This is a genomic window from Shewanella sp. 10N.286.51.B8 (genome assembly GCF_041469325.1).
Taxonomy (GTDB): domain Bacteria; phylum Pseudomonadota; class Gammaproteobacteria; order Enterobacterales; family Shewanellaceae; genus Shewanella.
This window is the reverse complement of sequence record NZ_JBFRKG010000007.1, coordinates 30,927-52,393: the sequence shown is the minus strand read 5'-3', so window position 1 is coordinate 52,393 and position 21,467 is coordinate 30,927. Positions and strand designations below refer to the sequence as shown.

At 40.0% G+C, this 21,467-nt stretch carries 18 protein-coding genes and 2 pseudogenes; 10 read left to right on the top strand and 10 right to left on the bottom strand.

Translation table 11 applies throughout. The features are described from left to right. Nucleotides 1-89: 89 nt before the first annotated feature. The 3 genes from AB4160_RS03040 to AB4160_RS03030 all read right to left on the bottom strand — a co-directional run bounded on the left by AB4160_RS03040 (nt 90) and on the right by AB4160_RS03030 (nt 3,599). Nucleotides 90-1,202, bottom strand: a complete 1,113-nt coding sequence (locus AB4160_RS03040) for a hypothetical protein (protein ID WP_372003585.1) — start codon at nt 1,200-1,202, stop codon at nt 90-92. Nucleotides 1,203-1,618: 416 nt separating this feature from the next. Further along, nucleotides 1,619-2,575, bottom strand: coding sequence for a GGDEF domain-containing protein (locus AB4160_RS03035; protein WP_303445736.1), 957 nt, complete (start codon nt 2,573-2,575; stop codon nt 1,619-1,621). 268 nt (nt 2,576-2,843) lie between these two features. Beyond that, nucleotides 2,844-3,599, bottom strand: coding sequence for an outer membrane protein OmpK (locus AB4160_RS03030; protein ID WP_102440477.1), 756 nt, complete (start codon nt 3,597-3,599; stop codon nt 2,844-2,846). Between the two features lie 552 nt (nt 3,600-4,151). On the opposite strand from AB4160_RS03030, the pseudogene AB4160_RS03025 reads away from it, so the two are divergent. After that, nucleotides 4,152-4,738, top strand: a pseudogene (locus AB4160_RS03025) (NapC/NirT family cytochrome c). Nucleotides 4,739-4,911: 173 nt separating this feature from the next. On the opposite strand, the gene AB4160_RS03020 reads toward AB4160_RS03025, so the two are convergent. Continuing rightward, a complete protein-coding gene (locus tag AB4160_RS03020) occupies nt 4,912-6,183 on the bottom strand; it encodes an MFS transporter (RefSeq protein WP_372003583.1) in 1,272 nt (423 codons plus the stop codon). A 393-nt stretch (nt 6,184-6,576) separates the two neighbouring features. Here AB4160_RS03020 and AB4160_RS03015 point away from each other — a divergent pair, with 393 nt between their 5' ends. Then, on the top strand, nt 6,577-7,095 hold the full coding sequence (locus tag AB4160_RS03015; protein WP_102440473.1) for a hypothetical protein: 519 nt from the start codon (nt 6,577-6,579) through the stop codon (nt 7,093-7,095). Nucleotides 7,096-7,338: 243 nt separating this feature from the next. On the opposite strand, the gene AB4160_RS03010 is transcribed toward AB4160_RS03015, so the two are convergent. The 3 genes from AB4160_RS03010 to AB4160_RS03000 form a co-directional block, all read right to left on the bottom strand. Beyond that, complete coding sequence (locus tag AB4160_RS03010; RefSeq protein ID WP_372003581.1) at nt 7,339-7,710, bottom strand: HopJ type III effector protein; 372 nt, start codon at nt 7,708-7,710, stop codon at nt 7,339-7,341. A gap of 92 nt (nt 7,711-7,802) precedes the next feature. Continuing rightward, nucleotides 7,803-8,459, bottom strand: a complete 657-nt coding sequence (locus AB4160_RS03005) for a cupin domain-containing protein (RefSeq protein ID WP_372003579.1) — start codon at nt 8,457-8,459, stop codon at nt 7,803-7,805. Between the two features lie 228 nt (nt 8,460-8,687). After that, a complete protein-coding gene (locus tag AB4160_RS03000) occupies nt 8,688-9,677 on the bottom strand; it encodes a cytochrome-c peroxidase (protein ID WP_372003577.1) in 990 nt (329 codons plus the stop codon). A 559-nt stretch (nt 9,678-10,236) separates the two neighbouring features. On the opposite strand from AB4160_RS03000, the gene rpiA reads away from it, so the two are divergent. The 5 genes and pseudogenes from rpiA to AB4160_RS02975 all read left to right on the top strand — a co-directional run. Further along, nucleotides 10,237-10,899 (top strand): ribose-5-phosphate isomerase RpiA, encoded by a 663-nt coding sequence (gene rpiA, locus AB4160_RS02995; RefSeq protein WP_102440469.1) that lies wholly within the window; start codon nt 10,237-10,239, stop codon nt 10,897-10,899. A 382-nt stretch (nt 10,900-11,281) separates the two neighbouring features. After that, nucleotides 11,282-11,827 (top strand): RNA polymerase sigma factor, encoded by a 546-nt coding sequence (locus AB4160_RS02990; RefSeq protein WP_102440488.1) that lies wholly within the window; start codon nt 11,282-11,284, stop codon nt 11,825-11,827. Next, complete coding sequence (locus tag AB4160_RS02985; RefSeq protein WP_372003575.1) at nt 11,824-12,441, top strand: hypothetical protein; 618 nt, start codon at nt 11,824-11,826, stop codon at nt 12,439-12,441. Before AB4160_RS02990 ends, AB4160_RS02985 begins: the two co-directional genes overlap by 4 nt. Then, complete coding sequence (locus AB4160_RS02980; RefSeq protein WP_241903591.1) at nt 12,438-13,409, top strand: DUF4097 family beta strand repeat-containing protein; 972 nt, start codon at nt 12,438-12,440, stop codon at nt 13,407-13,409. Before AB4160_RS02985 ends, AB4160_RS02980 begins: the two co-directional genes overlap by 4 nt. 30 nt (nt 13,410-13,439) lie before the next feature. Further along, a pseudogene (locus tag AB4160_RS02975) lies at nt 13,440-13,511 on the top strand (GlyGly-CTERM sorting domain-containing protein); the annotation flags it as partial. A gap of 160 nt (nt 13,512-13,671) precedes the next feature. Here AB4160_RS02975 and AB4160_RS02970 read toward each other — a convergent pair. Both AB4160_RS02970 and AB4160_RS02965 read right to left on the bottom strand, forming a co-directional pair. Continuing rightward, complete coding sequence (locus AB4160_RS02970) at nt 13,672-14,355, bottom strand: Crp/Fnr family transcriptional regulator (RefSeq protein ID WP_102440467.1); 684 nt, start codon at nt 14,353-14,355, stop codon at nt 13,672-13,674. 30 nt (nt 14,356-14,385) lie between these two features. After that, a complete protein-coding gene (locus tag AB4160_RS02965; RefSeq protein ID WP_372003573.1) occupies nt 14,386-14,820 on the bottom strand; it encodes a DUF3069 domain-containing protein in 435 nt (144 codons plus the stop codon). Between the two features lie 1,180 nt (nt 14,821-16,000). Here AB4160_RS02965 and AB4160_RS02960 point away from each other — a divergent pair. The 3 genes from AB4160_RS02960 to queG all read left to right on the top strand — a co-directional run bounded on the left by AB4160_RS02960 (nt 16,001) and on the right by queG (nt 21,207). Next, nucleotides 16,001-17,896 (top strand): tetratricopeptide repeat-containing diguanylate cyclase, encoded by a 1,896-nt coding sequence (locus tag AB4160_RS02960; RefSeq protein ID WP_198589987.1) that lies wholly within the window; start codon nt 16,001-16,003, stop codon nt 17,894-17,896. A 3-nt stretch (nt 17,897-17,899) separates the two neighbouring features. Continuing rightward, nucleotides 17,900-19,855: a tetratricopeptide repeat-containing diguanylate cyclase gene (locus AB4160_RS02955; protein ID WP_303461869.1), complete on the top strand. Its 1,956-nt coding sequence runs from the start codon at nt 17,900-17,902 to the stop codon at nt 19,853-19,855. 179 nt (nt 19,856-20,034) lie between these two features. Then, the gene (gene queG / locus AB4160_RS02950) at nt 20,035-21,207 is read left to right on the top strand and encodes a tRNA epoxyqueuosine(34) reductase QueG (RefSeq protein WP_372003662.1); all 1,173 of its coding nucleotides are present in this window, start codon (nt 20,035-20,037) and stop codon (nt 21,205-21,207) included. A gap of 37 nt (nt 21,208-21,244) precedes the next feature. Here queG and AB4160_RS02945 read toward each other — a convergent pair whose 3' ends face one another. Beyond that, nucleotides 21,245-21,463: a dodecin gene (locus tag AB4160_RS02945; RefSeq protein ID WP_076541563.1), complete on the bottom strand. Its 219-nt coding sequence runs from the start codon at nt 21,461-21,463 to the stop codon at nt 21,245-21,247. Between the last annotated feature and the right edge of the window lie 4 nt (nt 21,464-21,467).

Sequence of the window (21,467 nt, the reverse complement as noted above, 5' to 3'; positions counted from 1 at the left end):
CCCGCTGTGTTAATAGCGCCTGTTACGCCATCTAAAATGACGATATAGGCATCTAACTCGACACATGCGATGAAGAATAAACTTTATTGTTATTGAACCTCAGTCAGTGGCATTTCTAGCGCCCCACCATTGCCTGCTTTAACCACCTTATAAACACCAAGGGTACATATTGGCAGCACATAAACACATGCAAATCCGTAAGACATCAAGCTGTAACCTTTACCTATGAGATCGACAATGCCTATGGTGCCAAGCAATGCAGCCAATGACACTGTACCGATAGCGATGAGCGCTCTTAACCAAGGCTTTGCATTAGCCTCATCACTGGTGGCAGGGATACGTTCAATAACACTTTGCACTAAGCCGACACCGGTTTCGATAAGCGTGCCAAACAAAGCGATGATAAATAGCATTAACAGCCAATCGGGGGCAAATTGCTGGATCATCCAATAATTGGGCAGCGGTTTATCTAATACATCAGGATAGCCAACGCTGTAACTTAAGTGGAACAGCAACGCCGGGATCATAATAGCAACTGCGGCAATCGCAGCTGACACGAAAGCCTGCTGCCGAGTTACAATATCGCGGGTAGAAAATAATAACCCTGGGGCAATCGCCAAGTTATACATCGCATACAATGCGCCGCCAAACCACCAGCTTGGCTCAATATCCGTTAGCGCAGTAGCGGCTAATAAATCCGTATCAGATTGGCCAACCACAATGACGAAATAAGTAATAAATACCCCGTACATCAGCACTGACCACAAGGCTAACGCCTTCTCAACCACCAGTCGCCCAAAAAGCACAAACAAAGCCACCAATATTGGCATTAAAATTAGCCCTATTGTGGCAGGCACATCAAAGCGCTCTTGCAAAGTGTTACCCGCAGCGGCGCTCACCACCCCCAGCACTAACAAAAACAGTAAGATGTATAAGATTTCAAATACAACCCAAAAAGGCCCAATTAATTTCTTAAAGAAATGGCGATAATCATAAACCTTAAACACCCGTGCAAATTCAAAGGTTATTCCTAATACTATTGCAAAAATTACCGTTGCCGTGCATATGGCTAATACGCCTCCCATTTGGCCGTATTGGGTAAAAAACTCGATAACCTCTCTGCCCGTCCCATAACCACCACCAATAAGCACTGACAGAAATACCGCTGCGGGGATAAAATAAATCTGTATTACCTTAATCATGTTTGAGTCCATTATTATTTTATGAGTCAGTTGCAGCTGACTTTCTCCGTCTTAAGTTCAACTTTGTTATCGAGTTCTCGTTAGCACAAGAACTGCTAAGCTAAATTTTTATTATTTTTTAATCACATATTTTAAGGTAAACGTCATTTAACCTTTATACAACAACTAGCGTTATTGATAAAAAGCTTAATCTGCGAGACAGTCTGTAACCCTCCCTTGAACTCAATAATTTTGAAGCTAGTCTGCTAAAACGATGGCATGTGGAGTATGGCGTAAGGTGTGTGGGTTAAGGTTTATGGAGTAAAGATTGAGGAATAAGTTTGTTCAGCCCGAAATACGAAAGCGATTGTATGAAAAGAATACCTCAGAAAACGCTATCGTCCTGCTTGTTATAAGTTTGCGGTCATAGCGCTAAATTAACCGCAAACTTGATTACGGCCGTTATTTTTAGCTTGATACAAAAGTTCATCAGCTTCATTAATGAGTGCGCGTAAGCTTTGCTTCGTATAACAACTCACCCCACAGCTAATGCTAAGATGAACAAGTTGCGAGTCGAGTTTAATTGGCGTTGAAGCAACAGCCTCACGAATATCGTTAGCAATGACGAGCATGTCATGTTTAAAATCGTGCTCATCATTAGAGCGGCTAGCAACAGTATCGCTAAGAGGCGCTTTGATTAATAGAAGAAACTCTTCACCGCCCCATCGAATTACTGTAGTTTCAAGCGAATTTGATTGCTTAATAATGGCAGCGATATGTTGCAAGGCCAGATCTCCAACGCCATGACCGAATTGATCATTTACACGTTTAAAGTGGTCAACATCCAGCATGATCACCCCAAATTCAATTTCGCCATTTACCGCTAATACCATGTTTTCTACCGCGATAGCCGCGCCTTCACGGCGATTATAAAAGCCTGTTAAGTCATCAAAAGTGGCATGTTGAGTCAATTTGGCTACTAAGGCTTTTTGTTCGGTTATATCGAATATTACTCCGATTAAACCAGCCACATTACCTTCCGCATCAAAAAAGCTGGTTTTGTGAAATTTTACAAACACAATATCTCCGCTATTGGTGCGAATTTCTTTTTCATAAATTTGCACCCCAGGATTATCAAACAAGGCTTGATCCGCTTGTTGGTAACTATCCGCCAAGGCTTTATCAAACAATTGATATACGCTAAACCCCACCAGTTGTTGTCTCGATATTTTTATGAAGTCTTCAAAAGCCCGATTACAGCCCAAATAAACCCCATTCACATCTTTGTAAAAAATCGGCACCGGAAGCGTATCAATCGTAAACTGCAAAAGAGGGTTATCCGCGCTAAAAAACACCAATAAATCGTGTGGAGCTAAGGGGTTTGTTAAGGCCATATCTACTCACTAGTAAAAAATCATGCTCTTTGAGTATAGACATGTTAGCTAACACTTTCCTCAAGCCTGCAATTAATGGCAATTTAGCAGTCCGTTAAAAACTCAAATGTTTAGGGCTTATTTATGGGCAACTATTAGAGGGGATGTCAGGGGACAAAATGAATGATTGGAGTGTCACTGGATAATTAAAATATAATCATTAACAACAAAACTCAGGGGGATCTGACTGTGACTCCCCTGATCGCTTAGCAATGTTCAACTCGCATATTTAAAAGTGGTACTTTACCAATAAGCTAGTCACATTTTGATTGGTATTAAAGCCCGAGCTGCTCTTAATACCGTACTTGTTTTTCCAATAGTCATATTCAATACCCACATAAAGTGCACTATCTCGCATACCGACTTGCTTACCTAAATCATATTTAAGTTGTGGATTGAAATGAAAGTTCTTTTCATAACTGCCATCAGAATCAACTACCCAATCAATAAAACCATCAAATACGATATTTGAATCGCCTACAGGCCAGGTGACTTTCCAGGCTGGGGTGATTTGCCAAGTATCACCATCGCGGCCATCGGGGAAGCGGCGATACATATTAAGCTGAAAAAAATCAAAACCAGGAATGGCTAAATCAATACCTGCACCAATTAAAAATGATTCAACATCGCCTTCGCCAAACTCAACGGTGGTTGCTAGCAGTACATCTTTAACAACCCCCATTTCAACCGGTTCACCAAGCATTTTACTGAAGCTAAAGCGCGGGCTAAATTCACCATAATAGGCGCTTTTACCGTTTAAAAAGTCTTCTTCACCATTGTATTTAGTGAAATCGACAAACATAAATAAATCGCCAACACTCCAACCGCTAACATGTTCAAAAGTCAGTGTTTGTTGAATTTCAGGATTAACCTTAAAGTCGTCACCATATAGGTAAGTTAAACTATTGTCTTGCCACTGAACCACGTCATTGGCAGCAGCAAATGGTGCGTAACTCGCTAACAAGGCTATAAGCAGGCGTTTCATATTACATCCTTTTAAATAAGTTTAATTGATATAAGCCATTAAGGGATTGGCCTTGAATGATTTAAGCATTAGTGCAATAGGTTTCTCATAAGGTAACAGCGTATTATGATCCTTGCTGTGATAACAATTTTATCGCTTTCGAGTCGATATCAGAGTGTCTATCACAAGCGACATCAATAGTAATGCAATAACAACGGTGGAGATTATGCCAGTAACCTTTTAGATACTTAAGCGTTACATTGCCAAATTGCTTGATAAGTGAATTCTGAATCAAGGACGTTTAAACTTGCTGCATTCACTGAAAAGGAATTAGATTTTATCGGCCAATAAATCTTACCAAGATTAAAACAGCTATCCCCATAAGTGACTCAATATAAAATGACGATTGCGCGGGCGAAAGTTCTGTCACAGCGACTGAATACAGAGAGAAATGATCATTTAATGCTTCTATAGTTTGTCTAATACAAGTCAGCTATATTTATACTTCTAACTCATTTACCTCACATCATTTGCACCACTCATTCTGCCCCGACATTCCAATAAGGTCATTCAATGGAAAAGCTAAAAGCATTATTAAGTACCGTGTGGCGAGTAATTAAAAGCCTAGTGTTCATTACAGTTTAGGCTTCTTAGTTATCGGCGGCTTTATAGCGGGAGTCATATTTGGGGGGGCGTTTAATACTGCATTGGAAATGTCGAGCACTGAAGAATTCTGTAGTAGTTGTCATCAAAATGTTTACGAAGAAATGAAACCTACCATTCATTTCACTAATCGCAGTGGCGTAAGAGCGACTTGTCATGATTGTCATGTGCCCCATAAATGGACCGATAAAATTGCACGAAAAATGCAAGCGTCTAAAGAAATATGGGCAGACTTAGTCGGCACCATTGATACCCCTGAAAAATTTGAAGCAAAACGTCGTGAGCTTGCTGGACATGAATGGCGTCGATTAAAAGCCAATAACTCACTCGAATGTCGAAATTGTCATGAATACGATTATATGGACTTCACTCGCCAGTCAGATAGGGCAGCTAATATGCACTCAAAGTATTTAGAGAGCGGCGAACAAACCTGTATTGATTGCCACAAAGGTATTGCCCATCAACTACCAGATATGGAAGGCGTAGAAGGCTGGTAACTTCATCCTCCAAAGACGGTTATATATTGCGATAAGATGAACATGTATGACCACCGTATACCAAACACACTGGAATATAGGTAATCACTGCCGTTAATCATATAGAACAGCGCAAATTAAACACGACGCCACTATCTCGACAAGTAGATAAACAGTAAACCCACTTTAGAGGGCTAACTCAGTTTCATTTCGGCAATATTGGGTCGAGAAAGTCTGGTTAATATCCGATAAAGATTGATAACCACAACACATAAAACCGCCCCTATCATAAATAGCCACGGGCCTCCGAGTAGGTCAAGAATGATCCCTCCTCCTAACGGCGCCATGGCAAAACCAATTTCACTAAATGAAGCTGCGCCAAAATAAGCGCCTCGAAGATGTTGCGGGGCTAAGCGATCAATATGCACATTCATGGTCGGAAATAAAATCGTCTCAGCAAGACTCATCACCACTACGGCCCCTATCCAGCCCCAAAATATATCCACTGGGTTTAATGCCAGCCACACTTGGGAGCACATGAGCAAGATCAATCCAAATTGAATTCGCTGAATTAAACTATATTTAGCCATCAGTTTTAATAAGATAAACTGCGTAGAAATGATCACTAATGCATTGGTAAAAATTATACTCGATATCAACGTCAGTAATTGAGGCGCTTGTGCTCGGGTTAAATACTGAATGAGCGAACTGTCCATTTGCGCATAAATAAACATGCATAAGGTATTGGCTAATATTAAACATTGAAACAATTTATCTTGTTTTAAAATGGCAAAAATTTGCTGGCGAGTTTCTTTTGCAACAGGCTTTGTTACACCCGAATGAGCCTCTTTATCAGCGGTATTTTTAGCGGAATCAATATTTGATTGATGACTAAAACCCCAATAAAGCATTATCAGTAACACCACAAAGGCACCGGCTGTTATATAAAAACTCGATTGCTTACCCGTTAGTCCTAACCAAATGCCAAGCATAGGCCCAACAGCGCAGCCGACATTGACGATGAAATACAATGATTGCATCGCCAATTCCCGTGTTTGCTTATCATGGATTATGTCACCGATAACGGCAGAGGTGAGCGGTCGCCATATCGAGGTCGCGATTGAACATAAGGTCATCACCACCACATAACCATTAACGCTGTCGACTTGTGCTAGCAATGAAAATGAAATGATATAAAGCACACCAGTCATGTACATCAGTTTGTGCCGACCAATACGATCTGACAATGCACTACCGATAAAACTGGTGAATACAGACACCAATGCAGCACTGGATAAAATCAATCCCACTTCTGTGGCACTTAACGCAAACCTGTCATATAAAATGACCGCGAGAAACGGCCACACCATATAATAGCTGCCACGAGTAATAAACGAGCCAAACAACAATATCCACATGAGTAATGGAAACTGCTTAACACGGGCTATAGAAACATCGCTTTGCATTGTAAAACCTTTAAAGGAAAGCCTAAAAGAAGTGATCTTGACCAAATCTAAAGAGTTGGCGCCTTTAAAGCAACAATTGCGTAACAAGATGCGCTGGTTATTACGAATACAGCCGTGTTTGCATAGCGGACTCTAAAATGGTCAAGCAAATTAAAAATAATAAAGAGCAATTCTATTAAATTAAGCTGAACGCCTAGGGGCATGATGAAAATAGCTTAAAAACTTAAGCTTATTTATCCCTTCCATCGACAGTTTATAATGACCAATAATTGACACTAATGGGGGATATTGTTAATTTACTTGTCAGTGACGAAGTGAGGCTTTAATTGCATAGTTTTAAATGCTTAAACCTTATTTTGCTTAATGGATTATAAACACACAAGGGAATGCCCAATGAAAAAAATACTGCTATGTGCATGTATATTAGCTATGACTGCCTGTAAAACTACTGATATCCGTAATATTGCTGACTCAGTTTCAGACATTGCCGGAGCGGCACAAGGTAACTCAACGAGTGTACCAACTAACCAAGCTTATTCGCACCCGACTCAGCAATACGCAAAAACAAGTCAAACATTCCGTATAACCAAACCGACAAAAATGAACCCTGAAATTGGTCAAATTCGTCCATTACGCACAGAAAAAAACCCTCAAGGCATGACCAAGGTTCGATTCGAAGCCTATCACCTTGATAGTGGTGCGCCGATGCAGAGCAATCAATACCTTTATCAGGTTTCAGCCGAAGGGTGGTTGAGTGAAGAACCATTCGTGAACTTTAATTCAAAATTAGTCACCATCAATAGTGGTAATTACTATATCAAGGCACAGGCCGATACCGGTAAATTTTATGCTTCTGGAATGGTGACTTTAGAGCGCGGCGTAACCAATATTGTTAGTTTTGATCTTCAATAAGTAAATTTAAAAATTGGCGGGTATTAAGTCCTTTCAAATTAGGCCTTATTTTATCAATCAACAATTTTGCCAAAACTTGAGCTTGTAACAATTAATGACTTACGAGCTTAGAAAAATCATTTAAGGGCTAATACCTTTTCAGCCCTTACATGATTCAATTCATTAAACCACTTTAATTTCAGCAATCATTGCTACATGCTTCCCACAATTGCGCCGACATTCATTAGCAAAAAAGTGCAAAAATCAAGCTTTCAACACTAATGCCACTTGGCTAAACTCAATCCCCTGCCAACCATTAAGCATAAATTGTCGAATATTTTGATGATCACTGCCCTCTGGGGTGGCTAATACATCAGCATAGAATTGGCCAAACAAGCGCAGCGTTTGAGGCTGGGTTAAATGGTGAATTTGCGCAAACGAAAACACCTTACAAGAACCTGAGTTTTCGCCAGCGTCATTAGCTTGTTTACCATTAGTAAAAGCGCTTGGAGTGAAATCATAGTGAGCATCGATGATTGCCATCGTAGCTTCAAAGCGAACGGGTTCAGCAGTTGTTTGAGACAGTGTTTCGATAAAGCTAACAACATCAGCTTGAGTATTTGTCAGTTCAGTCATGTTAAATCCTGTATTGCTGTCATAAACAGTGTGAAAAATCCTATAAACATCATATAAAAAGATTAACCAATCGTCCTTATAAAATGTGTAACTTACTCATCCAGCAGCAAATGACCCACTTTCACCCAAATAAGCGTATCTTGTTCAACATAAGGATTATGCTGACTTAAATGTGGACTGCGGATCCAAGTGCCTGCAGGATAACGACCTAATTCATCAATAAACTCACCGCTAATAACGTAAATTTCTTCACCACCAAAATGACGATGAGGCTGAAACTGGCATCCTGCTGGCCAAAACACTAATGCTGCCGACTCGGTTAAATGCTGATGCAGCGGCATCACCTTTAAATCACCTTGCCCAGCAGACCATGGTGTATTGTTAGTATCGATACGTATTTGAGCGCTATCGGAGGCTTGAAATTGATGAAGCTTTACCAGTAACTCGCAGCCTTGAACGCTAAAGGGCGCATGACTAAAGCCTTCAGGGTTACGAATATAACTGCCTGCGGGATAATCGCCGCTTTCATCTGAAAATATCCCACTGAGTACCAGTATTTCTTCACCTAAAGGATGCGGATGCGATGCAAAACTTGCTCCAGCATCATACTTCACCACACTGGTCGCATGACCACGTTCAGCTTCTTCTCTGGCCAATCTTTTACGCCATACCCCTTGAGCTGGGCTTTTGTCCCATTGAAGTTTATTGGTATCAATTACAACCCGCTGAGAAAAATCCATGTTAAGCATTATGAGTTCCTGCTATTTTTTATATCAGTGTAATAGGACTTAAACTAAATGAATAGCGCACACTTAAATAGCGGGGAAATAAAAAACCCGCACTATTACTAGCGCAGGTTTTGAGGGAGTTGCAGATAATGTTCAGCTAGGCGTAAAGTTAAGCTGAAGTGTTATCGCGACTTCAATACTGTTTAAACGCCGCTATTATTAAAAGGCATTATTATTTAAACGGCACTATTATTTAAACGGCACTGGACGCGGTGTATTCGCATTTGAAGGCGGTAAAATCGGCAACATAATTTGTGGCTGCTCACCGGTTAAACTGTTCAAAAACTCAACCATTTGTGCAGTTTCTTTAGCTGACATTTTTTGCCCTAGTTGAATGTCGGCCATGGTATTAACCGCTTCATCTAGGTTCCATACGCTACCATCATGGAAGTATGGGTAGGTAAGCTCAATGTTACGTAAGGTTGGTACTTTAAAGACGAACTTATCAGCTTCTTTACCGGTAACCCCTTTACGCCCTTCCGCTGGATTGTCTGTGTGGAATGGTTTAATTAAGCCCATTTTCATGTACATAGTGCCGCCAACCGCTGGGCCGTTATGACACGCGACACACCCTTTGTCTTTAAATAACTGATAACCCGTTTGTGCATCTGCAGAGATGGCTTTTTTATCGCCTTCTAAATATTTATCAAATGGGCTATTTGGCGTCACTAAGGTTTTTTCGAATGTCGCTATGGCATCTGTAATACGGTCGATGTTGACTTCATTTGAACCATAAATGTCATTAAAACGCGCAACATATGCAGGCATTGAAGCGATAGTATCTACTGCTAAATCATGGGTATAACCCATTTCTTTTGGATTATCGATAGGACCTGCAGCTTGCTCTTTTAAGGTTGCAGCACGGCCATCCCAAAATTGCGCCAGCATATAATCAGCGTTTAAGACTGTAGGCGAGTTTATTGGACCTTGTTGCCACTCATGACCAATTGAGGTCGGCAGTGCATCCACACCACCAAGGGACAAGTTATGACATGAGTTACATGAGATAAAACCAGACATTGATAGACGTGGCTCAAAGAAAAGCATTTTACCTAGCTCAACTTTTTCAGGCTCGGTGATCACCGCAGGCTTAATGACTTTAATGGGCTCACTGGCCTGAGAAGTTGAAATAGAAAAAATCGAAGCTAGCATTACAGCAACGGTGGTCAGCTTAGTCATAATAAATAACCTTGTTCATAGTATGGTTTAATGGCAAGCATCTTAATTGTTCTATATCTTAGGTTAAAACGGTAAAATCCGATTAAGTCCATCGCAATCGCAAATTCTATTTATGCGGCTTAAGTCACTGTTTATTTTTAAAAATAAGGTAGGTTAACGAACCATTCGATTAAATTAAACCTGCACACCACCAATAGCGATTAAGATTGCTGTAGATCACATTCTTTTGTATCAAACACTGCGCCAATATTGATACAAATGACTTTTTACAGGTGTAATATCGCGATAAAAAATGCAGCTTATTCTTGCCTATTAAGCTCCATCACTCCTTAAAGCTGATTTTCTCGCCCATATGGCTTAGCTATATTATTTACCGAAGTTAAGTATATAGGGATTTACTGACGCATATGGCAATACACTTATAACTCTTGAGTGTAACGATTCGTGTAACTGCCAGTTAATAAATCAGCCAACAACGTACCTGCTATGGCTTAGCATTTGTTATACTTAACCAAATTTATTACTTACCATTGGTAGATTGCCACCTCAGGATGTTGATATGACCCAAGACGAAATGAAAAAAGCCGCTGGATGGGCTGCACTTAAATATGTTGAAGAAGGTTCAATTGTTGGTGTTGGAACAGGTTCAACGGTTAATCACTTTATTGATGCGTTAGCGACAATGAAAGATGACATTGAAGGCGCCGTATCAAGCTCTGAAGCCTCAACCCAAAAACTAAAAAGTTTAGGCATTGAAGTATTTGATCTCAATAGTGTCTCAGATCTATCTGTGTACGTTGATGGCGCTGATGAAATCAATGACCATATGGACATGATTAAAGGCGGCGGCGCGGCATTAACCCGTGAAAAAATTGTCGCGGCTGTGGCTAAAAAGTTTGTTTGTATTGTTGATAATACCAAGCAAGTTGAGATTTTAGGTGAGTTTCCACTGCCTATTGAAGTGATCCCAATGGCGCGCTCTTACGTTGCTCGTGAATTAGTAAAATTAGGTGGCGATCCGGTTTACCGTGAAGGTGTCGTCACTGACAATGGTAATGTAATTTTGGATATGTACAACTACCGCATTCTTGATCCTAAAACCTTAGAAAAGCAATTAAATGATATTGTTGGTGTGGTCACTAATGGTTTATTTGCTAACCGCGGTGCTGATGTATTGCTGGTTGGCAGCCCAGATGGCGTTAACACGATTGTCGCCAAATAGTCCTAAAGGCTAGTTGCTTAAGTCCGGTAATTAAAGTTAATCGCACTGATAAAATGCTCAATTCACCATTGGGCATTTTTGTTTTTATAACCATAAAGCCCTTAAAGTTGTGCCAAGCCCCTATCCTACTTGCTTCCACTTAAAATTTTCACTTTAACCTTTCACACCTAAGCTTACTCAAGCAGATGCTTTTCAGCATTTTGACTCCCCATAGTAATCAAAAAAATATTTTATTTAATCAAGTAAACCTTTTAGCAACTTGCTAATGTCTAATCTAGTAACTCACATCACATTGGAATAATTGGTGAACTTAACCTCAAGCAATATCACAGACATTGATAATCAACTCAGCAGTAATACTCGCGCTGCTGAAGCTGGTGAAATCAATAATGCCTGCTTAGATGACGCTTTAGTGGCGAAAGCTAAGGGCGGCGATAAAGCAGCGTTTAAGCTACTTTATCAGCGCCATCAAGGCCGTGTGTATGCCATTTGTTTGCGTTTAAGTGGTAGCGCTGATCATGCCGATGAAATTTGCCAAGACTGCTTTGTCAGATTATGGCAAAAGCTAAATCAGTTTAATGGCGATAGTCAGTTTACGACTTGGTTATATAAGCTGTGTGTCCACCAAGCTATTAACAGCATGAAAGCAAAGCAAAGCTTTTGGCATCGATTTTTACCAGAATCGAGCTTGAGTGAGCATCATCAAAGTCTCAGCGAAAATCATCAAACGCAAAACGGCCATCAAGAGTATCACCGCCTTGATAAATTAATTATGCAACTGCCACAACGCACCCGCGTGGTGTTTGTACTGTGCGCAATTGAAGGTTATCAACATGATGAAGTTGCGCAGATTTTGGATATTGCCGTTGGCACCAGTAAAGCCCAATACCACAGAGCAAAGCAGATGCTACAGGAGATGTTGGCATGAAAAATAGCAATCAGCAGCAACAATTAACAAGGCTTATTGATAGCTTGCCAAAAGAGATCTCACCAAACAAAGATCTATGGCAAGACATTGAGGCGAAAATAAGCGCCCCAACAAATTCTTCAGTGCCAGCAAAGCAAACTGATGCTGCAACTCAGTACCGCAGCGCTAACTCGCAATACTGGCGACATCTTGCCGTTGCCGCCAGTATTAGTTTTGTATTGGTATTAGGCTGGCTATTAACAAGCCCTACAGCACAAAAGCCAAGCCTTGAGCCTATCACCGTCACAAATGCCCTTAGCAATCAGTCTACTGATGATTTAATTGCCTTGGTTGATCAAATAGCCCTGACCCATCAACAGCAAATTAATGGCTTTGATGACAACAAATATACTGTTGGCATGCAGCTTGATGACCTTACTAATCCATTCAATAAGGGTTATAGCGAATTGCAGCTTGCATCAAAAGAGATCCAAAAAGCCCTTAAAAGCGATCCCAATAACAAGCAAGTGTGGGATTTATGGTTATGGGTAATGAAGCGCGAAATACAGCTGTTACAACAGCAACAACGCACCCCAATTAACACGACTCCATCGACTCAAGGAAATTCCATATGAACAATCAAACTAGTCAGTTTATCAGCCGACTTATCATTGGCGGCAGCCTGCTATTCACAACAACACTCATGACATCAACAATGGCCTTTGCAGCACAATCCGTTGAACAAGAAATGACGGTTAATGCGAAACCACAAATTGAGCTAAAAGTGCAGCGCGGCAAAGTAGAGATCATCGGCTGGGACAAAGACCTCATCACAGTATCCGGTCAGTTAGATGAATTGTCTGAAGGGTTTATCTTTGAGCAAAAAGGCAATCAAATCACTATTGAAGATAAGCTACCCAACAGCTATCGGGGTCATGATGAAGATGGCTCAAATTTAGTCATCAAATTACCCATAAAGCTAATGCTTGAAGCTGAAGGGGTTTCAGCAGATTACAAGATTGAAAATCTGTCAGGCGAAATAGACTTGGCATTAGTCAGTGGTAACTTAAAAGCTAACCACATGGATGGCGACATAAAACTACAAACAGTGTCAGGCAATATTGAGTCAGACAAGCTCAATGGCAAGCTTGAATTAGAAACCGTTTCTGGCGATATCAAGGATAAAAGCTCTGCAGGCAAAGCTCAGTATCGCCTCGTCAGTGGCGAGTTAGAGTCTAAAGATAACCAAGTCACTAAGCTTAGTATCGATCAAGTATCAGGTGATATTGAAGGCAACTTTAGCGCGGTAGAAAAAATCAAAATTGTCAGTGTCAGTGGCGATATCGACATCAGTTTAAGCGCCAAAGTCACTAAGGCATCATTTGATACGGTTAGCGGTGATGTTGAAGTCAAATTCACTCAAATGCCTAACCTGACATTTGAGATTGATGGTGGCCCAGGTGGCGATATTAATAACGAATTAACCGATGATAAACCGCTAAAAACTAAGTATTCAGCAAGAGAAAGCATCCAATTTACAACCGGCGATGCCACAGGTAAATTTAGCGTTAATACCATAAGCGGCAATATCGAATTGAAGTAGCGTTTTTATCTTCATGCTGCAGTTACAGGCGCTAGCATGGGGATCTTAAGTCTGATATTACTCGGCACATTAGGCGCTAAACGTCGCCGTAAACTACACTAGGATAGCATTCCAAACTAGTGCTTGGGCCTTCTACAAAGAAGGCCCTTTTTTTTCATTTAACGCCAGCTCACAACCTAACCCGAATAGCAGCTATAAACCCGTCGAGATTGTGACAATTCACTCGTATAACATAGTCATTCGTTTTACATAATCACTCGTATTACATTGTCACTCGTAGCGCTAATAATTCTGACAACCTTGTATAATCTAAAATAATCATCTTGCCTCTGACTAAATCAATATAGCCATCTTCAGCCAACTTATTGAGTACTTCATTGACTCGAGGGCGACTTACATTGGCAATTTCACTCAGTTGCTGCTGGGTGATTTTTAGTTCAATAACGGGCAAATCAATCATGCGTTTAGCACGTACTAATTCTAATAAAAAATGAATGATACGTTCTTCAATACCATAAAATGACAAGTGCATACCTTGAACCAGTTTAGGGGTATTACGGCGCATAATGCTATAAATAAACTTATAAATCTCAGGGTTAATGTTAGCTAACTCAGTGAGTTCACATTTAGGGAAAAACAAGCTGTTGATCGGTTCCAGTTCATTGGTATAAAGACTAATTTTAGGGAAAATCTCAACCGCTACAGCCCCAACCCACATTTCTTTACCAAATATAAAACTCGCTAAAGGGCGGTTATCAGCACTGGTGGTGGCAAATGTACCCAGACCATCGATACAGTAAAAATACCCCCGTTCACTGTCATCAGCCAGTAGGTTACTGTATTTCTCAATGCCTTGATCATCGACAGCAATATCCATGATCTCAGCTTTGGTTCTTTCGCTCAATTCACAGGGCCAGTTTATTTGTTTACGTAACGCGAGTGTCATTTATTCTCCAGTCAAACATTTCAGCAAGCGTTAAGCAGACATAACTTGTTTAAAGCTATTAAGCATTGAGCGATCTGTACGTGCTTTTTTTAATTTTCTAATACTTTCTTTTAATGATTGCTCTGCCAAGCGGCCAAATACACCATCATATTCTTTTTCATCAATTTCTTTTTCTGACTCAGCCTCATCTGCAATTTCTTGGGCAACACGGCTTAACTGCATCCACGCATTGGCAATATAAAAACCATGAAACTCCGCCTTGGGCAGTAATTTTTGTGCACTCGCAGGCATTGCTTGCCAGCTTTTAGCAAATAACTCAGCCTTGTCTTCAATTAGCTCATTAAACAAACCTTCATAAGCCTCAAGTAAAGTCTCTGGTAATTTATCCATCGGCAGCACTTTATTAGCGACATTAAAAGAAATCTGCTTTGCTGTTGCTTTATACTCTTCGCTTAGTTGACCCATTAGTTTGTTCTCTATTTCAATGATTAAGTTAGCGCCATGAATTCATGTGATTAACGCAGTTTGAGTAACCAAGTCGCATTAACAGCACTTAAAATGGCACAGGCATAAGGTTTCTATCGCAGAAAATACTGCCATTAAACCTTTAAGCTTTATGTTATTTAGCAACAGACTAGTATAAACGATATTATCAACGCCTTTATAGGTTATAGACATATATATTGGTTGTTTTTGTGAAGCTGCAAATACCTACCCAGTCAATAATGTGATCTTATCCAGTTAGATTAAAAGTGGCCCGTTAAACACATAAAATGAATGCAAACAACTTGACTCATGAATGATGATGCTTTTAACATTTATCGACTCTTTTTAAGGTGTTTTCACTATGGTAAACACAGTTAACGAACTATATTAGCAACAGCTATTTTTAAAAGATGAAATAAACAATTAATCAGATTACCTCACAGTACATTTAAACAAAAAAACGCGAGTAAATATTAACAAAAGCACAGGCTGAAGTGTTCTTTGTGTGACACATACTTATTTATTTACCCTTTTAAACAGAAGCTTAGCCATAACAGCGCTACTTATTCAGCTTTGATTGAACAAACCAAAATTTCTGTCATAATGTTGTGAAGCCAGTAAGTTAAATTAGCAATCTTTGATATAGATCTTATCTCTTTTTTTATTAACTTTTATGCCTGCTTAACGATTTATGCAGCTTTACGTAATTCGACATACCTAGATAGCTGCACCAGCAATAGTTACCAAGCTGATAACAATAAGTTAGTAAAGTTAAGTAAATTTGTTGATACTCACCTGCAGAAAAAAGATATTATTGATCCTAGTGGCTAATTGAACTTTTTATATTGTTATCAAATACTAAATAATAAAATACAAAAATATTAATTCAGGGAAAAGTTGCATGGCCGATATTAAGCAAAGCGGCCAATTTTTAACCTGTAGCCTAACAATAAAAAGCACTGAGCACTGTTTTGCTCAAGTTGATTAGCACTTTTGTAAAAGTTGTGCTTAAAAGGATTGTTGCGAGTTAACAAGCCAGTTTACAGCCTTAGTTAACAAACAAAAACAGCATGAAGGAACTGCGTAAAGCAAGTATAAAAAATTGCATAATAATTATAATTCAACAATTAGCGTTTTTAACGGCCTTTACTGTCACAAGGTGAGTCGTTACATCAATCAGCTGCTGTTATTGTTGGTATTAGTCGGTTTACTGAATAGTGCTTCAGTGACTGCTTTTACTTTTGATAACAAGGCAGCTGATGACTTGTTCCATCAATTAAAAACAGAACAGATCACAGATTTACTTGTCATAGAGCAAACATTACTCAAACTCGAGAACATTATTGCCAGTAACGATATTGAGCGCCAGCAGCTGTTACTTACTGAGCAATGTAAAACCTTTAGCTCCAGTGACAGTGAGCAAAACAACAACTTTATTACCACGACAAACAACATTGAGCAGCAATCTTTTTTTAGTCCACAAATTCCAATTTTGCTGAATTTATGTCGTTCAAAAGCATTCAGATACCTTGACCAACATAGCAGCGCGATTAAACTAAATCAGGCTGCACTTGAACAAGCCTTAGCACTAAATGACAAGCATATCATCGCCAAAGCCCATAATAACATTGCCAAACAAGCACTTTATCAAGGTCAGTTTTCCAAAGCGATTGATAGCTTCACTCAGTCTTTTGAGCTCAATCAACAAATAGGCTTACAGCATGCAGCTAGCTTAGACTTACTGAATTTAGCAGGTATTTACCGGCGCTCAGGCGATAACGAAAAAGCACTTTATTACTACAACAGAATAAAGGGTTACCTTAATAAAACCAAAGACTTAATGTTACTTGCCAATGTTGAAAACTCACTCGCTTATATAGAATTAGATCGCGGTGAATATCAGCAAGCACTGGAATACTTTGAAAAAGTCTATCAGGTCATCGAGGGGATCAATGATCCGCTTTACACCGCTAGAGTTGCGATTGATATGTCAGCGCCGCTGATTAAACTTGGCCGATTAGCAGAAGCAGAAAAGTGGCTAAATCAAGCTCGACCTTACATGACCCCCGAGATGTACTCTCACTATGGTTACATGCATAGTTATTATTTAGAGCTGCGCATGTTACAAGGCAACTATGCTAGCGCCTTTGAGCATTTCAATGCAGCAACAGCTAACTTTCAAAAGTATAATATGCAAAAAGGTTTAGCTATTAGTTATCAGTTAGCCAGTCAGTTATTTGCTATCCAAGCTGATTATAAGTCAGCTAACTACTGGCACCATCAGTTCTTAAGCATTCATAAACAACTCGATCAGTTAAGGCTGGACACCTATAATTCCGACATGAGACTCAAGTTTGACTCAGATAACCTAGAAGATAAACAAGCACAGTTAATTGAGTTCCAAGCGCTTAAAGACATTCAGCTTAATGCCGTAAAAACTCAGCAAAAATTACAATACACCGCCCTCGCAATGACATTTATCTTCTTGTTAATATTAGTTATTTTAATTATTAAGCTGCAAAAAAAGTCACAACAATATCGACAAATAGCATTAAAAGATCCACTCACCAACATCCCTAATCGCTTACATGCCTACGAGGTCATGCAAAAGCTGCTAAAGCAAAAAGTGCAATTTTCTATCTTACTTATCGACGTAGATCACTTTAAGAGTGTCAATGACCGATTCGGCCATGACATCGGTGATATAGCACTACAACTCATTGCTCAAACTTGTCAGCAAAATTGCCGCGAGGAAGATACTGTGGCGCGTATTGGTGGTGAAGAGTTTCTGATCATTATGCCAAAGACAAATATCGAGCAATCGATGATTTTCGCTGAGCGAATTAATCATAAAATGAAACTTGTGAACTCACCGCAGTTAAACGATAACTTGATATTTTCAGTCAGTATCGGCATTACAAGCGTGATTGATGAAAGCAGTATTTCTACTATTTTGAAAAAAGCTGATATTGCCCTCTATGAGGCAAAAAATGACGGCAGAGACTGCTATAGGCATTATCAATATCTCCCAAACATCATTAAAGGAGAGCATTGATATATGCACAGCGGCAATCAAAAAAGCCTTTTTCACGGCATTAATAAAAACCTGTTTATCCAAATGCTAGTTCGTAAGCCATTGCTCATTATTAGCTTAGGTTTAGCTATGCTCAGTATGAGTTTCTCAAGCTTTGCCAAAATAGAAAACCCTGAGTTTGATACACTCTTTAACGCCGCCGATCAAACCGATATTAACGATCCTAGTTTTCCGAAAATGGTTAAAGACCTTGAAAGCTTGCTCGATGTAGAAGATATCGAACGCACTTACTTGTTACTGCCTAAACAGTGTCTTAGTCATAATGTTTTCCATGGCGATGAAAATAAATTAGCCGATCAGTTCATTATTGATACCTTAAAAACTTATCCAGCAATGCCAGCAAGCACTCGAATAGAGTTAAAGCTCTGTGAAGCAACTATCATGCGTTACCGCGGCGATACCTCAGCGGCAAATGCCCTTATTCGTGAAAGTTTGTTAGCAGCAGAAGGGATTAACAATCGCCGCTTAATGGCTGATGCCTATTCACAGCTTGGTCAAATCGCCTCCTATACCGCTGATTTCGCGATGGCGCTGAAAAACTTATTATTGGCTCATGAGCTGTATAAAGAGTTTGATTTACCCACTAGACAGCACCTCAGCCTACTAGATTTAGCGGTCACTTATCGCCGTATGGGCGAAACGGACACCGCCCTAAAATATTATCTCCAGCTTGAGCAAGCCTTTACCAAGAGCAACCAGCTTGATTTAGCCATGATGGTAAAAATGGACATGGCCTATGCCTATGAAGATTTACGCCAATACCAAAAAGCTGCCGACCACTATTTAACCGTATTGGACTATTTTCAGACTATCTATACCGACCCTACATACCCTGCACGGGTAGCTGTAGATATGTCTTACCCACTTATTGAACTAGGCAAATATCAACTCGCCCTTGATTATCTCAAGGAATATGAAGATGTCATCGGCCCTAATGTAGATACTCATTATAGTTTTATGCAATTGTTCTTTGCCCAAGCTAAACATGGGTTAGGGCTCGAAGAGCAAGCAATACCTTACTTAGACAAGGCCACCGCAGGGTTTGAGCGCAATCACAATAAGCGCGGCCATGAAATGCTACTCAAATCAAAAATAGAGATATATGAATCCTTACAAGATTGGCAGCAAGCCTATGACGCACAAATTAGCCTGTATGAGATACATCAGCTAATTGATAAGGCGATGGAAAATCAAAGCAGCACTGAAATGCTAGTCAAGTTTGATAGTGAAAAAATTGAAGCTGAAAATGCTAAATTGATCGCATTCCAATTACTGAAAGAGCAACAGTTAGTCACCCAACAAGACAATAAAAGATTACAAATTATTGCACTAATACTGGGCGGTGCGTCATTAATATTACTGTTTATATTTACTCTCTACTCAAACAAGAAGTCGAAACAATTTAAACAGTTAGCATTGACCGATTTACTAACCCAGTTGCCAAACCGCCTTGCCTTGTATCAACAGGCAAATCAATTATTTAATAATGCCTTAATCAATCAGCAAACTTTGGCTATTGTGTCTTTTGATGTCGATCATTTTAAGCAAGTAAATGACACCTATGGTCATGACGCTGGTGATACTGTCCTTAAAACATTAGCAGAGATCTGTACTAGCAAATTACCAGCAAACGCAGTCATTGGTAGAGTAGGTGGTGAAGAGTTCTTAGTGTTATTACCGCAAATTCGCTCCACTGCTGCGATATCACTAACACAAGCGATCATCGAGGACGTATCAAGTCATGATTTCTCAGCAATTAACCCCGAGCTAAAGGTCACCATCAGTGCTGGGGTGAGCACTTATTATGATGAACAAACATTATCTGAACTGATAAAAAAATCAGACATGGCGCTTTACCAAGCCAAAAGAAATGGCCGAAATCAGCTATCGTACTACCATGATGACTCACAGAGGTTATAATAAAACAGTGGATCACTAACCTAGCGTAAATAGCTGTCATCATGCCTAATTCAAATATACCTCCTAATGCTAATCCAGCGGCTAATACTAATACAGCGCTTAATGCTAGGGAAAAGGAGTCTGCCACAACCCCCTCAGGACTATTACAGCCATTAGCGCATAAGCTTTCAGCCACTGAGATGGCGGAGTTAGCTTACTTAATAAAGAGCTGGGCGTTTGAATTAGGGTTTTCTCAGCTTGGGATCACCGATACCGATTTAAAAAGCGAAGAGAGCAAGTTACAACAATGGCTCGATAATGGTTATCACGGGGAAATGGGCTATATGGCCAGCCACGGCATGATGCGCGCTCGCCCCCATGAGCTTCACCCAGGTACCGTTCGCGTACTCAGCACCAGAATGGACTATTTACCGCCACAAGCGGGCTTTGCCACTAATTTATCAGACCCAAACTTAGGTTATATTTCTCGTTATGCAGGCGGCAGAGATTACCATAAACTGATTCGTAAACAGCTTAAAAAACTCGGTGATAAAATCGTGTCACACTGCCATAACTTAGGGCTTGATGGCATTGATTTCAGACCGTTTGTGGACTCTGCCCCAATCCTTGAACGGCCATTAGCGGAAAAAGCAGGTCTTGGCTGGACAGGTAAACATTCATTATTACTAAACCCTGAGGCTGGCAGTTGGTTCTTTTTAGGCGAAGTGTTAATTAACTTACCTTTGCCTGTAGATATTCCTATCCACCAAAGCTGTAATAGCTGCGTAGCCTGCATAAAATCATGCCCGACTAATGCCATATTAGACAACAATGTCGTCGATGGTCGCCGCTGTATCTCTTACCTCACCATTGAATTACAAGGCGTGATACCTGAAGAATTTCGCCAAGCCATTGGCAATCGCATTTATGGTTGTGATGATTGCCAATTAGTGTGCCCTGTTAACAGTAAAGCGCCGCTAACTCAGCAAACTGATTTTCATATTCGTAAACAACTGATCCAACCTGATTTACTAAGCTTGTTTACTTGGACTGAAAAGCAATTTCTATCACTTACAGAAGGCAGCCCTATACGTCGAATTGGCCATAAAAGCTGGTTAAGAAACATTGCGATTGCCTTAGGTAACGCGCCGTTTAATCAGCAAATTATTGATGCGCTTAACCTACGCAGATGTAGCGATGAAGTCGATGAAATGGTCATAGAACATATTGATTGGGCACTAGCGCAACAAGCACTTAAACAGCAAGATTTAACCCCTGACGATAAAACAAAAACGGCGCCTAAAAGTCATTTAAGCCGTAAAACCTTGCGAGTGATCCGCAGTGTTGAAAAAGGCTTACCTAGAGACGCTTAAACCTTTTACTTATTGTCATCTTTCAGACACCACGTCTTCAATGAGGTGATTTCTGATCTAAAGTAAAACCGACTTTAATAGTGACTTGCCAGTGAGCAATTAAACCTTCTTCTAGGTGACCTCTGGTCTCAACAACCTGAAACCAACGTAAATGTTTAAGCGATTCATTAGCTGCTGCAATTGCATTTTTTATCGCATCATCAGAGCTGATAGGTGACGATCCTGTTAACTCAATAATTTTATAAGTGTGGCTCATTTGT

Bases quoted from the DNA above. Each gene is read 5' to 3' on its own strand.
- AB4160_RS03040 (WP_372003585.1), bottom strand. From the start codon at position 1,202: ATGATTAAGGTAATACAGATTTATTTTATCCCCGCAGCGGTATTTCTG.
- AB4160_RS03035 (WP_303445736.1), bottom strand. From the start codon at position 2,575: ATGGCCTTAACAAACCCCTTAGCTCCACACGATTTATTGGTGTTTTTT.
- AB4160_RS03030 (WP_102440477.1), bottom strand. From the start codon at position 3,599: ATGAAACGCCTGCTTATAGCCTTGTTAGCGAGTTACGCACCATTTGCT.
- AB4160_RS03020 (WP_372003583.1), bottom strand. From the start codon at position 6,183: ATGCAAAGCGATGTTTCTATAGCCCGTGTTAAGCAGTTTCCATTACTC.
- AB4160_RS03015 (WP_102440473.1), top strand. From the start codon at position 6,577: ATGAAAAAAATACTGCTATGTGCATGTATATTAGCTATGACTGCCTGT.
- AB4160_RS03010 (WP_372003581.1), bottom strand. From the start codon at position 7,710: ATGACTGAACTGACAAATACTCAAGCTGATGTTGTTAGCTTTATCGAA.
- AB4160_RS03005 (WP_372003579.1), bottom strand. From the start codon at position 8,459: ATGCTTAACATGGATTTTTCTCAGCGGGTTGTAATTGATACCAATAAA.
- AB4160_RS03000 (WP_372003577.1), bottom strand. From the start codon at position 9,677: ATGACTAAGCTGACCACCGTTGCTGTAATGCTAGCTTCGATTTTTTCT.
- rpiA (WP_102440469.1), top strand. From the start codon at position 10,237: ATGACCCAAGACGAAATGAAAAAAGCCGCTGGATGGGCTGCACTTAAA.
- AB4160_RS02985 (WP_372003575.1), top strand. From the start codon at position 11,824: ATGAAAAATAGCAATCAGCAGCAACAATTAACAAGGCTTATTGATAGC.
- AB4160_RS02980 (WP_241903591.1), top strand. From the start codon at position 12,438: ATGAACAATCAAACTAGTCAGTTTATCAGCCGACTTATCATTGGCGGC.
- AB4160_RS02970 (WP_102440467.1), bottom strand. From the start codon at position 14,355: ATGACACTCGCGTTACGTAAACAAATAAACTGGCCCTGTGAATTGAGC.
- AB4160_RS02965 (WP_372003573.1), bottom strand. From the start codon at position 14,820: ATGGGTCAACTAAGCGAAGAGTATAAAGCAACAGCAAAGCAGATTTCT.
- AB4160_RS02955 (WP_303461869.1), top strand. From the start codon at position 17,900: ATGCACAGCGGCAATCAAAAAAGCCTTTTTCACGGCATTAATAAAAAC.
- queG (WP_372003662.1), top strand. From the start codon at position 20,035: ATGGCGGAGTTAGCTTACTTAATAAAGAGCTGGGCGTTTGAATTAGGG.
- AB4160_RS02945 (WP_076541563.1), bottom strand. From the start codon at position 21,463: ATGAGCCACACTTATAAAATTATTGAGTTAACAGGATCGTCACCTATC.